The sequence below is a fragment of the Noviherbaspirillum sp. genome (genome assembly GCF_035654295.1).
Classification (GTDB): domain Bacteria; phylum Pseudomonadota; class Gammaproteobacteria; order Burkholderiales; family Burkholderiaceae_D; genus Noviherbaspirillum.
Genome location: NZ_DASRXF010000088.1, coordinates 1 through 11398, shown reverse-complemented (window position 1 = coordinate 11398; position 11398 = coordinate 1). Strand labels below are relative to the sequence as shown.

Sequence of the window (11398 nt, the reverse complement as noted above, 5' to 3'; positions counted from 1 at the left end):
TTTTCGTGGCGGAAGGCTTCCAGCACGCGCGGCTGCAGGCGCTCCTGGCAATAGGCGTTGGCCGCGTCGCGCACCATGCGCTCTTCATTCGTGAGCTGCTGGTCGAGCAGCAGCGGATCGTCCCAGTGGAATTGTGCTTTCGATTTGGTCATGTTGCGTCCCTTGTTGTTATTTGGCGGGTGTGGTGGCCATGAACTGCCCGCCGTGGAATACCAGTGCCGATTGCGGCGTCGCGTCGCAGCACTCGACTTCGCCGACGAAGATCACATGATCACCTTCCGGATAGCGGCTGCGGTTGTGGCATTCGAACCATGCCGCCGCACCCTTGAGGATCGGCAGGCCGGTGCGCGACAGCTCGAATTCGACGCCTTCGAAGCGGTTATCGATGCGCTTGGCAAAGCGCTCCGCCAGCGCGGTCTGGTGTCCGGACAGGATGTTGATCACGTAATGCGAGTTGCCGGTGAAGACAGGCAGGCTCTTGGCCGTTTGCGCAAGGCTCCACAGTACCAGCGGCGGATCGAGCGATACGGAGTTGAACGAACTGGCGGTCAGGCCGAGGAAGGTGCCGTCCGGCAGGCGCGTGGTGATGATCGTCACGCCGGTGGCGAACTGCGACAAGGCGGTGCGGAATTGGCGCGAGTCGAATCCGGGCGGCCCCGCGCTGGAAGATTGAGCTGACATCTGGAATCCGTGTTAATCCGTCCATTATGCCGAAAAACCGGCCTTGACGAGAAACAAGCGGGACAAGTGGGCGCCGCTCATTTGCGGCGCACCACGCGCGTTGCCGCCGGCTTCTCGCGCAGCATCGCCTGGAATGACTTCGGCATCCACGGCCGCGCCGCCAGCAGCATGCTGATCGCATACCTGTCTTCGAAGGGCAGGCGCGCATCCTCCTGGTGCTGCTGCGCAACTTCGCGCGCTACCTGTTTGAGACGTTCGAGCAGGGCGGCGATGGATTTCTTGGAAAGCATGACATTGACCAGACGGAGCAGTTCATGGTCGCCGTCGAACTGGGAATCGAGGAAGTCGCCGTAGGCCTGTTCGCGGAAATGGGTCTGGATCGGCCCGTCCGGAATCCAGCGGAAGGTGCGCGATATCAGCAGTTTCACGCGGTTGTTCGGCAGCAGCGCGATGATCCCGATCTTGTCCAGCCGGACCAGGCATTTGACGACCTCGGCCTCGCTCAAACGATAGACCTCGACGATTTGCGCCAGCGTCAGCTGGTTCAGCACCGAGACGGCGACGATGAATAGTTTCGGATCGCCGATGATTTCCTTTTCCTGCGCATGGCTGAGCTCTGAAATGAGGCGGGATTCATCGTGCCCGGCAAAGGCGATGTCGCGAAAGTCGATCTGCGCGGCCTGCAGGATTTCATCCAGCCGCTGCAAGGTGAAATTCTTTTGCGAGAACATCCGCTTGACGCTCGCTTCCGACATGCCGATGCGCTTGGCGAGATCGGCATACGTAATGTCGCGCGCCTTGAGCTCGCGCTTGAGGGAGTCCACCAGAGAGCTTGCTTGCAGCATGGTTTTCAAGAATGGCAACAGGTGGCGAAAATGATACACCAGCGGCAACGCGTGTTAGCGCGTGCTGCATGTCGGAAATTATTGACGGTTCTCATTGCGGCATAGGCAGCTCCGCTTCTTTGCGCTAAAGTCATTACACAAATACATGGAGTCGATCATGGCCTCGGAAATCGCAACACTTGGCGGCGGCTGCTTCTGGTGTCTGGAGGCGGTCTATCAGGAACTCAAGGGCGTGCTGCACGTGGAGAATGGCTACGCCGGCGGGCACGTGCGCAATCCTACCTACGAGCAGGTATGCGACGGCAATACCGGGCATGCGGAGGTGGTGCGCATCGAATTCGACCCGTCGATCATCAGCTATCGCGAAATCCTGGAGATCTTCTTCACCATCCACGACCCGACGACGCCCGATCGCCAGGGCAATGATGTCGGCACCCAGTATCGTTCAGTGATTTTCTATCATTCGCCGGAGCAGCAGGAACTCGCGCGCCAGGTGGTGGCGTGCATGGCGAGCGTATGGGACGCCCCCATCGTGACCGAGATCGCGCCTATCCAGGATTATTACAAGGCGGAAGACTATCACCAGGATTATTTCCGCCAGCACCCGATGCAGGGCTACTGCGCATTTGTCGTTGCACCCAAGGTCGCGAAGTTCAGGAAGGTCTTCGCCGACAAGGCCAAGGCGGAAGCCTGAGCGGGGGAGGAGCAATGACGACGGTCTTCGAGAAGATCATCCGGGGCGAGCTTCCGAGCGCCAAGGTCTACGAGGACGAACATGTCTTCGCCTTCATGGATGCCGGGCAGGTCAACCCCGGCCACGTGCTGGTGGCGACCCGCAAACCCTATGTCACTCTGATGGATGCCGACGAGGATGCGGCGGCCGCGATGATGCGCGCCGCGCATCGCATTGCGAAGGCGGTGCAGGAGGCGTTCCAGCCCGACGGCATCACCGTGCTGCAGGCCAACAGGCCCGCCGGCTTTCAGACCGTGCCCCACCTGCACCTGCATGTGCTGCCGCGTTACGACAATGACGGTGTCGACCTGACCTGGCCGCGCAAGGAGCCGGGCATGGAGAAACTGCGCGAGTACGCCGCGAAGATCCGGCTCTAGTGGTAAATGTAGCGGCGCGACCAGGGCAGCGTTGAGGCGTCGCGTCCGGCCTTGGTGCACACCACCTGGTACAGCGACACCCAGTCCTGTGCGAACGCATAGGCGCAGCCGGCGAGGTAAACACGCCAGATCCGGAAACGCCTGGGATCCACCAGCGCGCGGATTCGGTCTGCCCGGTCTTCGAAATTTTCTGCCCAGATGCCGCAGGTTTTCGCGTAGTGCCGGCGCAGGTTTTCGACATCGATCGCTTCCAGTCCGCCGCGCTGCATCGCATTCAGTACCGTGCCGATGTGTACGAGTTCTCCGTGCGGGAATACATACTGTTCGATGAACTCGCCGCCGCCGAACGCGGTTTCGCCGTTATCGGGATCGGTGGTCGTGATGCCGTGGTTCATCACGAGCCCGTCGTCGGCCAGCAGCGCGCGCAGCTTCGAAAAGTATTCCGGAAGGTGCTTCTCGCCGACATGTTCGAACATGCCCACGCTGGTGATGCGGTCGTAGGTGCCGCCGGTGTCGCGATAATCCTCCAGCCGGATATCGACAAGATGTCCAACACCGGCCTGCCTGATGCGCTCCTTCGCGAGTTCGAACTGGTTCTGCGACAGGGTGATGCCGACGCACTTCGCGCCGAACTTCTGCGCGGCACGGATGACCAGCGCTCCCCATCCGCAACCGACGTCCAGCAGGGTGTGGCCGGGCTGCAGGCGGATCTTGGTGAGGATGTGGTCGATCTTCATCAGCTGCGCGGTGCCCAGGTCTTCGTCGCCGTTCTCGAAATAGGCGCAGGAGTACACCATGTTCTCGTCCAGCCACTCGCGGTAGAAATCGTTGGACACGTCGTAGTGGTAGCGGATGGCTTCCGCATCCTTCTTCCGCGAGTGCTGGAAGCTGCGCACGATGCGCGCGAACTTGCCTTCGGGCCGGAGCGTGTGGTGCGCCAGCGCGGTGCCGATCGAAATGATTTCCTTGGCGCGCCCCTCGACTTCGATCTCGCCTTCGACATAGGCCTTGCCGAGGTTGAACAGAGAGGGTGTCAGGAGATAGCTGAGTGCCGACGCGTGCGGCACTCTCACAGTGACTTGCGGCGCCTGCTGGCCGAAATCGAGCTGCTGTCCGTTCCACAATTCGAGGCGCAAGGGGAGTGCCGCATGGCTGCGGATACCGTCAACCCAACTCCCGAGCTTTTTCTCCCAGAACACGATAACCCCTCCGCAACAACGGATTGATCACACGAACCAAGGTACTGCGGGCAAAGCTTCCTTAAGGCTGTAATCGTTGCAACTGCCAGCTGCCGTCCGCCTGACGGCGATAAGCGATGCGATCATGCAGGCGCGACGGGCGGCCCTGCCAGAATTCGAGATAGTCCGGCACCAGGCGGTACCCGCCCCAATGCGAGGGGCGAACCGGATGGTCGCCGTACTGCTGTTCCACCTCCAGCACCCGCGCTTCCAGCGCTTCCCGGTTTGCAATCGGGCGGCTCTGCGCCGATGCGATGGCGCCCAAGCGGCTCTTCACGGGCCGGCTGTTGTAGTAAGCGTCATTTTCCGCATCCGTGATGCGTTCCACTCCGCCCTCGATACGCACCTGGCGCTCCAGCTCGATCCAGTAAAACAGCAGCGCCGCAAACGGGTTGCGATCGAGTTCCTGTCCCTTGCGGCTTTCGTAATTCGTGAAGAACGTGAAGCCCCGCTGGTCGAAATCCTTGATCAGGAGGATGCGCGACGAGGGGCGGCCCTCGGCGGTGGCCGTCGATACCGTCATCGCATTCGCCTCCGGCACCTGCGCGGCGATCGCTTCGCCGAACCATTTCGAAAACTGCTCGATGGGGTCCGGATTGGCATCCGACTCCGACAAGCTTGCGCGACTGTAATCCTTACGTAGATCCGCTATCGACATCATCGTCCCTATTCATTTTGCAGGTTACTCTGCGTGAAGTGAATGACAAGCCATTGCCTTTTTGATAACTATCAACGGCGCTTCCGACGTGCATCTGCAGCAGGACGTCAACGATACGTTGGCGCCCGGCTTTTGCCTTGTCATGAATCAATTTTTGCGAAAACGCAAAGCTGCTTATTCTGCCTTGGAAAGGCGCGTCTTGCGCCATGCGATGGGAAGGCCGGCGCAGATCATTGCCGTCATGCTCCAGAAGACCACCGGCAGGCCGAGCGCCGCACCCGCGCCGCCGAATGCGAGCGGCAGGAAGACCTGGCAGGCATTGCCGATGGTGACGCGGATGCCCACGGCTTCGCCGGCCCGCCCGGAAGGCGCCACGTGGTGCAGCAATGCCAGCATGTTGGGCTGCGCGGATCCGACCGCGAGCCCGAGGATGGCGGCTACGACCATCAGCGACAGCGGCTGCCGCACGAAGGGGAATACGGCATAGCACAGCGCGGCCAGGACCAGGGCACCGGTGAGCACCTGCCACTCTGACAGGCGGCGCGCGATCAGCGGCATCGCCAGGCGCACCAGGAAGGTCGCCGTCGAGAAGCAGCCGAGGATGAAGCCGATGGTCGAGGCGGCGAAACCCGAGCGTGCGCCGTGGATGGGGAGCACGAAGGTGAACAGGTCCCATGCGGACGACAGGAGCATGCCCACGATGAAGATATGCCGCATTTCGGGCAGGCGCAGCAGGTCGAGCGCCTTGCCTGTCTCCGTGTGCCGGGCAGGCCGGTGCAGATGGATTTCAGACAGCTTGCCGGACGCGACGAGTACGAACGCAGCCGCCGCGACACCAGCAAACACAAGGTATGCCGTGAAGTAGGGAGCGTCATCGATGATCAATCCGGCAAGCACCGGGCCGGTGAAGCCGGAAACAGAGAACCCGAGTGCGAGCCAGCTGTAGTTGGATGCCCGCTGCTCCGCCGCGCTCGCCGCGCCGACCATGTGCTGGGCGGCGACCTGGATCACCATGAAGCCGGTCCCAATCAGCATCGTGGCGAGGAAAAGCACCGGCAGCCCGTCGACGATCCCCGGCAGTGCGCAGCCGAGCGCCATCGCGATGCTTCCCGCCATCATGGGACGCAGGATGCCGATGCGGTCGATCAGGCGTCCGGCGGCCACCGCCCCCAACATCGGAAAAAGCGAGAAGAGTGCAATCAGGATGCCGACCGTGAATTCGGATGCGTGCATGGACAGCGCATAGAGCGAAGTCGTGATGCGCACGCCGGCCAGCGCGATATGCGCTGTCAAGGCGACAAGGATCAGGTGGAGCAGCGGTACGGAGGGAAACACCGTTCAACGATACCGCCAATGCTGGCCTTGCTGCAATAAACGGAGAAAAATAATTCCGCACAAAAACACAGGCGGTTTCCGTCCGTTAAAATGACGGGATGAACGCAGTCATCTCCTTTCCGTCGCTCAATGTCACTTCTGATAACGACGTCGATTTTGAACGTCGTTTCGGCGGCATTGCGCGCCTCTACGGCGAGACCGCGCTTGCGCGCTTCCGCACCGCGCACGTCTGCGTAATCGGCGTAGGCGGTGTGGGCTCATGGGTGGTCGAAGCGCTTGCACGAAGCGCAATCGGCCGCATCACCATGATCGATCTCGACAATGTTGCAGAATCGAACGTCAATCGCCAGATCCATGCACTGACCGACACCATCGGCAAGGCCAAGGTGACGGCGCTGTCCGAGCGCATCGCGCAGATCAATCCGTACTGCGCGGTGAATGAAATCGAGGATTTCATCACGCCGGAAAACCTCGACGAGATGATCGGCGCCGGCAAGTACGATTACGTGATCGATGCAATCGACAGCGTCAAGGCAAAGACCGCGCTCATCGCTTATTGCCGTGAAAAGGGCATCCGGCTGATCACCATCGGCGGCGCCGGCGGCCAAACCGATCCGACGAAGATCGAGATCCGCGATCTGTCGCGCACAGAGCAGGAACCGCTGCTCGCCAAGGTGCGCAAGCGCCTGCGCGCCCAACACGGTTTCCCCCGTGGCATGAAGAACAAGTTCGGCATCGACGCCGTCTTTTCCACCGAGCCGCTGCGCTTTCCGGAGAGCGGCGATAGCTGCGGGATCGAAGCCGGCATCACCGGCCTCAACTGCGCAGGCTTCGGTTCGGCAATGGTCGTGACAGCCTCCTTCGGATTGGTCGCGGCCTCACAGGTGTTGCGCAAGCTCGCTGCCGAAGCGTAGCCGGGGCATCATGCCCGCGGCGCATCGATGCCTTCCTGCCGCGCTTCGTCCGGTACCCATACGTCCTTGTCCAGCGCGCGCGATGCGAGTATCCGGTAGATCGAACCTTCCGACGTGGTCGTCGACTGCACCAGCACGGCTTGCCTGGCCTGCCACACGATGGGATCGAAGGTGAGGTCGGGCGGCAGTTCGGCATCGCGCGCGAGCGAGACGTGCGGCCGGTAACGGTGCTGGTCGTTGAAGGCCACCTTGCGGTCCGCGAGTTCCTGCACCAGCCAGCCGTGCAGTGATGCCAGCGCCTCCGGCGTCTCGCTCGGGCCTACCCATGCAATGCGGTTGCGCGTGAAATAGCCGACGCGGTCCAGCGTCAGTGACAGCTCCGTGCGCGGGATGCGCGACAGGATGTCCGTCAGCTCGGGAAGCAGGGTGACCGGCTGCTGTCCCAGGAAGACCAGCGTCACATGCAGGTTGGCGTAAGGAATCCTTCTTCCATGCATGGGAGCCTGCAACTGCTGCAGCCGCGTGGCGGTCGGATCGTCGGGCCAGAGCGCGTAGAACAGCCGGATGGAGCCTGGATTCTTTGCCTTCATGTTGTCTGGATCCTGTCAGGTTAAGTGTCTGCAAGCCACGCTGTCGCGCTCTTGTCTTTCCTGATATGACAGGCATCCGTGCAGGATGTGCCCGGTTCAATGACAAAGCGCAGCGCCGCGGTCGGTGAAGCCGTCTTTCTCGACGGGAAGAAACTCCCATTCGTATCCCGCTTCCTTCAGCACCAGCTTCAGCACCCCATACGTCGAATTGTCCGAGGCCTCGCTATTGAAGCGGCGAAAGCGCATCGGGGTCAGCTTCGCGCCACCGGTGCCCACCACGAACTGGCGCATGCCCCGTGCATCGTCCTGCTGGCCTTCTGCATCCTGCGGAGCAAAGCGTTCGTAGTTGTGGTCGTGCGAGGAGAGCACAAGCTCCGCCCCGGCGGCGTGCAGGATCGCCCACGCGTCTTGCATGCGCTTGTCGCTGCCGTGGCCGCCCGAGCTGTACAGAGGATGGTGCCAATAGGCAAGCGTGCACTTGGCGGTGCTGCGCTTCAGCTCTTCCTTCAGCCACGCCATTTGCGCGTTGTGCTGCGCCGGCTTGAGATAGCTGTTGAGGGCGATGACCTGCCAACCGCCGTGCATGAAGCTGTAATAGCCCAGCCTGGCGGGCCCGGCGGCTTCCCCGAAGTAGGTGTAATACCCGGCCGCCTGCGGCGTGTAGTACTCGTGGTTGCCCGGGATAGGGCGGGTGCGCGCCTTGAACTGCCCCCAGGTCGGCTCATAGCAAGCGGTGAACTCGTGCAGGAGACCGATGGGATAGGTCGTGTCGCCCAGGGGCAGAACGACCGCCTCCTCGTCGGCGCTCAGTCCGGCGCGCACAAGGGCGGCGGTCTTCGCGGCATTGCTGTCCTCCGCACGGGCGGATTTGCATTCGGCGATGTCACCGGCGGCATAGACGCTCACGCCCTTGTCCGGCAGCAGGACGGCTCTGGCCTGTTCTTCGCGCTCTTGCCGGTCCGACTGGCATGCGGTCAGCAGGGATCCAAATACGCAGGTTGCGATGAGTCGCTTGATCGGGCGAACGGCCATTCCACTCCAGTCCATGTCAATCGCAGGCAATGCCGCGCGTGCGGCGGAAAGCCCGTATTGTAGGGGATGGGCTGGATCTCAGTCGTTGCGCTAGAACTCGTGCTCGTTGAAGGCCCGCTGCGCGCGTTCCTCGGCCGCGGCCCATGCCTCGGCCTCGGTCGGGTAGGTTCCCGCCGGAATATAAGTTTCTGCGACCTCGGGTTCGCGTGTCAGGCGGACATACACCTGCGCTTCGAACAGGCCGTCCGGCTGTGCGACGGCAACGATGCGCGCCAGATGCGTACCGCTCTGCAGGACCCGGCCCTGTTGCCCGTCGCCGTCCGGCCCGCGCCCCAGGGACTGTTCATCCCGTTCCACGTCAACCTGCCCTGGCGACTTGTCGCCGCTGCCGATATCCGCTTCGTCCATCAGGTGTTTCACTTGCTGCCCCATGCATTCCTCCTTTGCGTCATGGCACGCGTGTGACGCACTACGGCGCACCTGTCCATATGATGAAGCCGTGCCGCGATAGTTCTTGGCGGAGGGATGGCGGCCCGTGTTGAAAACGGCAAGAACCATCGCGAGTGGCCTCCGTCTAATTTTTTTTGGAGGCGATATGGACAACAGGCAAAAGACGCCTGTCGAACCTGGCAAAGGCGACAGGGAGGCAGTGCGCACGAAGGACAATCCGATTGGCATCGACGACATCGGCTTGCCCTCCGGCATCCGCAAGGAAGACGTGGCCCGCCGGCCGGAGGAGATCCGCCCCGAACCCGGCAAGACGTCCGACCATCACTGAAGGAGGAACCGACATGACTACTCCACCAGAACGGCGCGACCACGAAGCAAACCGGACACCGGACAGCAAGGACAGCAAGCTTGAGCGCCTCGCCAAGCAGATCGATCCTCCCGGACGCGACGTGACCGACGACGACCTCAAGGATCCCGGCCGCATGACCCCGGGAGCACCGCCGACCGACAACCGATCCTGACACCAACCTGCGGGAGCAGCCGAATGGCAAGCAAGGAAGAATGCGATCAGTACGCCGCAGAGCTGACGCGGCGCTTCGACGAGCTCGTACAGTGGGCAATGACGAACTGGCCGAAACCTGAGACTCCGCTACTGTCATCCGATTTCGGTGAAGGGCGGCGCGAGATCGGCCAGATCGTCGGACCAAAGCTTGGTGACGCGGACGGGAACGACACCCTGCCGCGTCCCGCATTCGGCGATGACGACGATGGGCAGTACCGGAACGTGACCCCCATGCCCTGGCCCTGATCGGGCAGGGCGCCAACAAGCAGAAGGAGATGATCATGTCAGCAGTGAAGCGCGCCCTCGTCGGCGCCGTGCTTTCCGCGTTTACCTTCGTCGGCTTCACGCAGACCGTGCAGGCGGCAATGATCGGCACAGAGCAGATCCATGCGGCCAATGCTGCATCCGGCGACCGTGAAAAAATCGGCGCGGCCCTCGACCGGCCCGAAGTGCTCGCCCATCTTGAACGCCTCGGCGTGAGCAAGGACGATGCGCAGGCGCGCGTTGCGGCACTCAGTGACGAGGAAGCGGCTACCCTCGCATCCCAGATCGACAGCCTGCCTGCGGGCGGCGACATTGTCGGCGCGCTGGTACTGATCTTCGTCATCCTGCTCGTGACCGACATCCTTGGTTTGACCAAGGTATTCCCGTTCACGCGTTCGCGGCGCTAGATGCAAGGCGAGAGGGGGAGAACGTCCCCCTGGCTGGGGTCCGTATTCGTCTGGCTCGCGGCGATGCTGCTGCTTGCCGGCTGCGCGACGCAGACGCAATCGTTGCTCATGCGCGGCGTCCCCGACTTGCCGCGCCGGGCCGAATTGTCCTCGACTCCTTTCCATCCGCAAGAGCGCTACCAGTGCGGCCCGGCCGCGCTGGCGATGTCGCTCAATGCCGCCGGCATTGCGGTGGGGCCGGAAGCATTGGTATCGCAAGTCTTCGTCCCGGCACGCGAAGGCAGCCTGCAGCCCGAGATGCTGGCCGCAGCGCGCCGCAACGGTGCTGTCGGCGTCGTGATTCCCCCGCGCCTGGATGCACTCGCCGCCGAGATCGCCGCGGGCAATCCCGTGATCGTGCTGCAGAATCTCAGCCTGCCGCTATTCCCTCTTTGGCACTACGCCGTAGCAATTGGCTACGACCTCGATGCGGAAACCATCGTGCTGCGCTCGGGTATCACGGAACGCCTCGAGATGCCCCTGAGCACGTTTGAAAACACATGGGCGCGCAGCGGCTATTGGGGGATGGTGGCTGCGCCGCCGGGACGAATCCCGGTCACGCCCGGCGAAGCCGCCATCGTCGACAGCCTGGTTGCGTTCGAAAGGACGGCGGGCTCCGCGAAGGTGCGCGGTGCGTATCAAGCGGCGTTGAAGCGGTGGCCGGATAACCTCACCTTGCAAGTCGGCTTCGGCAATGCCGCGTTTGCCGCGGGAGATCTCAAGACGGCAGAGTCCGTCTTCCGGCGTGCTGCCGATGCCCATCCGAAAAACGCGGCCGTGCTCAACAACCTCGCCACGGTGCTTGCCGACATGGGGGAGCTGGATCGTGCGGCCGACATCGCCGCTCGAGCGGTAGCGCTCGGCGGTCCCTGGCAGGAGGAGGCGGAAGCGACGCTACGGTCGATCCGCTCTGCGCGAAAGGCGGGCGTGGGGCGATGAGTGATAAAAAAACCCACGGAAGCGTGGCTGCTTTCGTGGGTTTTTTAAGGTGTTGCCGAATTGGTGGTGGAGACGGCGGGAATCGAACCCGCGTCCGCAAGCCCTCTACAGACAGTTCTACATACTTAGCGCTGTCATTTGTTTTAACCTGAGCGACGCGGACGCGCACGCTGCGATCAGGCGAGTCACCTTAGATTTAACCCCAAGCCAAGTGACCCGGCTTGAAGCGATTCCCTGTGAATGACCCTACGTGCTGTTACCAGCCCACCCCAGGGAAGAGGTGGTGTAGGGCTAGCCGGTTATTAAGCGGCCAGAGCGTAACGTTCGTCGTTAG

Annotated in this window: 16 protein-coding genes, 1 other RNA gene and 1 pseudogene; 8 read left to right on the top strand and 10 right to left on the bottom strand. The window is 62.3% G+C overall.

Annotated features, from left to right (window positions below; genetic code table 11):
• The 3 genes and pseudogenes from VFF99_RS09430 to VFF99_RS09420 all read right to left on the bottom strand — a co-directional run.
• A pseudogene (locus tag VFF99_RS09430) lies at positions 1 to 152 on the bottom strand (acyl-CoA dehydrogenase); the annotation flags it as partial.
• A 16-nt stretch (positions 153 to 168) separates the two neighbouring features.
• Positions 169 to 681, bottom strand: coding sequence for a flavin reductase family protein (locus tag VFF99_RS09425; protein ID WP_325017207.1), 513 nt, complete (start codon positions 679 to 681; stop codon positions 169 to 171).
• Positions 682 to 758: 77 nt separating this feature from the next.
• The gene (locus VFF99_RS09420; RefSeq protein ID WP_325017206.1) at positions 759 to 1526 is read right to left on the bottom strand and encodes a helix-turn-helix transcriptional regulator; all 768 of its coding nucleotides are present in this window, start codon (positions 1524 to 1526) and stop codon (positions 759 to 761) included.
• Positions 1527 to 1683: 157 nt separating this feature from the next.
• On the opposite strand from VFF99_RS09420, the gene msrA reads away from it, so the two are divergent.
• Together msrA and VFF99_RS09410 are read left to right on the top strand one after the other, a co-directional pair.
• Positions 1684 to 2220: a peptide-methionine (S)-S-oxide reductase MsrA gene (gene msrA, locus VFF99_RS09415; protein ID WP_325017204.1), complete on the top strand. Its 537-nt coding sequence runs from the start codon at positions 1684 to 1686 to the stop codon at positions 2218 to 2220.
• A gap of 14 nt (positions 2221 to 2234) precedes the next feature.
• A complete protein-coding gene (locus VFF99_RS09410; protein ID WP_325017202.1) occupies positions 2235 to 2636 on the top strand; it encodes an HIT family protein in 402 nt (133 codons plus the stop codon).
• On the opposite strand, the gene VFF99_RS09405 is transcribed toward VFF99_RS09410, so the two are convergent.
• The 3 genes from VFF99_RS09405 to VFF99_RS09395 all read right to left on the bottom strand — a co-directional run bounded on the left by VFF99_RS09405 (position 2633) and on the right by VFF99_RS09395 (position 5867).
• Positions 2633 to 3835: a cyclopropane-fatty-acyl-phospholipid synthase family protein gene (locus tag VFF99_RS09405; protein WP_325017200.1), complete on the bottom strand. Its 1203-nt coding sequence runs from the start codon at positions 3833 to 3835 to the stop codon at positions 2633 to 2635. The two genes, VFF99_RS09410 and VFF99_RS09405, sit on opposite strands and share 4 nt — an antisense overlap.
• A gap of 61 nt (positions 3836 to 3896) precedes the next feature.
• A complete protein-coding gene (gene pdxH / locus VFF99_RS09400) occupies positions 3897 to 4532 on the bottom strand; it encodes a pyridoxamine 5'-phosphate oxidase (RefSeq protein WP_325017209.1) in 636 nt (211 codons plus the stop codon).
• Between the two features lie 174 nt (positions 4533 to 4706).
• Positions 4707 to 5867: an MFS transporter gene (locus VFF99_RS09395; protein WP_325017198.1), complete on the bottom strand. Its 1161-nt coding sequence runs from the start codon at positions 5865 to 5867 to the stop codon at positions 4707 to 4709.
• A 98-nt stretch (positions 5868 to 5965) separates the two neighbouring features.
• Between VFF99_RS09395 and tcdA the strand changes: the two genes are divergently transcribed.
• On the top strand, positions 5966 to 6781 hold the full coding sequence (gene tcdA, locus VFF99_RS09390) for a tRNA cyclic N6-threonylcarbamoyladenosine(37) synthase TcdA (RefSeq protein ID WP_325017196.1): 816 nt from the start codon (positions 5966 to 5968) through the stop codon (positions 6779 to 6781).
• Positions 6782 to 6789: 8 nt separating this feature from the next.
• Here tcdA and thpR read toward each other — a convergent pair whose 3' ends face one another.
• From thpR to VFF99_RS09375, 3 genes are all read right to left on the bottom strand, one after another.
• Positions 6790 to 7371, bottom strand: coding sequence for an RNA 2',3'-cyclic phosphodiesterase (thpR, locus tag VFF99_RS09385; protein WP_325017194.1), 582 nt, complete (start codon positions 7369 to 7371; stop codon positions 6790 to 6792).
• A gap of 96 nt (positions 7372 to 7467) precedes the next feature.
• Positions 7468 to 8403 carry a metallophosphoesterase family protein gene (locus VFF99_RS09380; protein ID WP_325017192.1) on the bottom strand — a complete coding sequence of 312 codons (936 nt, stop codon included), beginning with the start codon at positions 8401 to 8403 and terminating at the stop codon, positions 7468 to 7470.
• Between the two features lie 90 nt (positions 8404 to 8493).
• Positions 8494 to 8835, bottom strand: a complete 342-nt coding sequence (locus tag VFF99_RS09375) for a hypothetical protein (RefSeq protein WP_325017190.1) — start codon at positions 8833 to 8835, stop codon at positions 8494 to 8496.
• Between the two features lie 163 nt (positions 8836 to 8998).
• On the opposite strand from VFF99_RS09375, the gene VFF99_RS09370 reads away from it, so the two are divergent.
• The 5 genes from VFF99_RS09370 to VFF99_RS09350 are packed head-to-tail and all read left to right on the top strand — an operon-like array spanning position 8999 to position 11064.
• Positions 8999 to 9181 carry a hypothetical protein gene (locus tag VFF99_RS09370; RefSeq protein ID WP_325017188.1) on the top strand — a complete coding sequence of 61 codons (183 nt, stop codon included), beginning with the start codon at positions 8999 to 9001 and terminating at the stop codon, positions 9179 to 9181.
• Positions 9182 to 9194: 13 nt separating this feature from the next.
• Positions 9195 to 9374 (top strand): hypothetical protein, encoded by a 180-nt coding sequence (locus tag VFF99_RS09365; protein WP_325017186.1) that lies wholly within the window; start codon positions 9195 to 9197, stop codon positions 9372 to 9374.
• A gap of 23 nt (positions 9375 to 9397) precedes the next feature.
• Positions 9398 to 9661, top strand: a complete 264-nt coding sequence (locus tag VFF99_RS09360) for a hypothetical protein (protein WP_325017185.1) — start codon at positions 9398 to 9400, stop codon at positions 9659 to 9661.
• A 35-nt stretch (positions 9662 to 9696) separates the two neighbouring features.
• Complete coding sequence (locus tag VFF99_RS09355; RefSeq protein ID WP_325017183.1) at positions 9697 to 10086, top strand: PA2779 family protein; 390 nt, start codon at positions 9697 to 9699, stop codon at positions 10084 to 10086.
• Positions 10087 to 11064: a PA2778 family cysteine peptidase gene (locus VFF99_RS09350; RefSeq protein ID WP_325017181.1), complete on the top strand. Its 978-nt coding sequence runs from the start codon at positions 10087 to 10089 to the stop codon at positions 11062 to 11064.
• 64 nt (positions 11065 to 11128) lie between these two features.
• On the opposite strand, the gene ssrA is transcribed toward VFF99_RS09350, so the two are convergent.
• Positions 11129 to 11398, bottom strand: a transfer-messenger RNA (tmRNA) gene (gene ssrA, locus VFF99_RS09345); the annotation flags it as partial.

Bases quoted from the DNA above. Each gene is read 5' to 3' on its own strand.
- VFF99_RS09380 (WP_325017192.1), bottom strand. From the start codon at position 8,403: ATGGCCGTTCGCCCGATCAAGCGACTCATCGCAACCTGCGTATTTGGA.
- VFF99_RS09420 (WP_325017206.1), bottom strand. From the start codon at position 1,526: ATGCTGCAAGCAAGCTCTCTGGTGGACTCCCTCAAGCGCGAGCTCAAG.
- tcdA (WP_325017196.1), top strand. From the start codon at position 5,966: ATGAACGCAGTCATCTCCTTTCCGTCGCTCAATGTCACTTCTGATAAC.
- VFF99_RS09360 (WP_325017185.1), top strand. From the start codon at position 9,398: ATGGCAAGCAAGGAAGAATGCGATCAGTACGCCGCAGAGCTGACGCGG.
- VFF99_RS09410 (WP_325017202.1), top strand. From the start codon at position 2,235: ATGACGACGGTCTTCGAGAAGATCATCCGGGGCGAGCTTCCGAGCGCC.
- VFF99_RS09425 (WP_325017207.1), bottom strand. From the start codon at position 681: ATGTCAGCTCAATCTTCCAGCGCGGGGCCGCCCGGATTCGACTCGCGC.
- VFF99_RS09365 (WP_325017186.1), top strand. From the start codon at position 9,195: ATGACTACTCCACCAGAACGGCGCGACCACGAAGCAAACCGGACACCG.
- VFF99_RS09375 (WP_325017190.1), bottom strand. From the start codon at position 8,835: ATGGGGCAGCAAGTGAAACACCTGATGGACGAAGCGGATATCGGCAGC.
- VFF99_RS09350 (WP_325017181.1), top strand. From the start codon at position 10,087: ATGCAAGGCGAGAGGGGGAGAACGTCCCCCTGGCTGGGGTCCGTATTC.
- VFF99_RS09370 (WP_325017188.1), top strand. From the start codon at position 8,999: ATGGACAACAGGCAAAAGACGCCTGTCGAACCTGGCAAAGGCGACAGG.
- thpR (WP_325017194.1), bottom strand. From the start codon at position 7,371: ATGAAGGCAAAGAATCCAGGCTCCATCCGGCTGTTCTACGCGCTCTGG.
- VFF99_RS09355 (WP_325017183.1), top strand. From the start codon at position 9,697: ATGTCAGCAGTGAAGCGCGCCCTCGTCGGCGCCGTGCTTTCCGCGTTT.
- msrA (WP_325017204.1), top strand. From the start codon at position 1,684: ATGGCCTCGGAAATCGCAACACTTGGCGGCGGCTGCTTCTGGTGTCTG.
- pdxH (WP_325017209.1), bottom strand. From the start codon at position 4,532: ATGTCGATAGCGGATCTACGTAAGGATTACAGTCGCGCAAGCTTGTCG.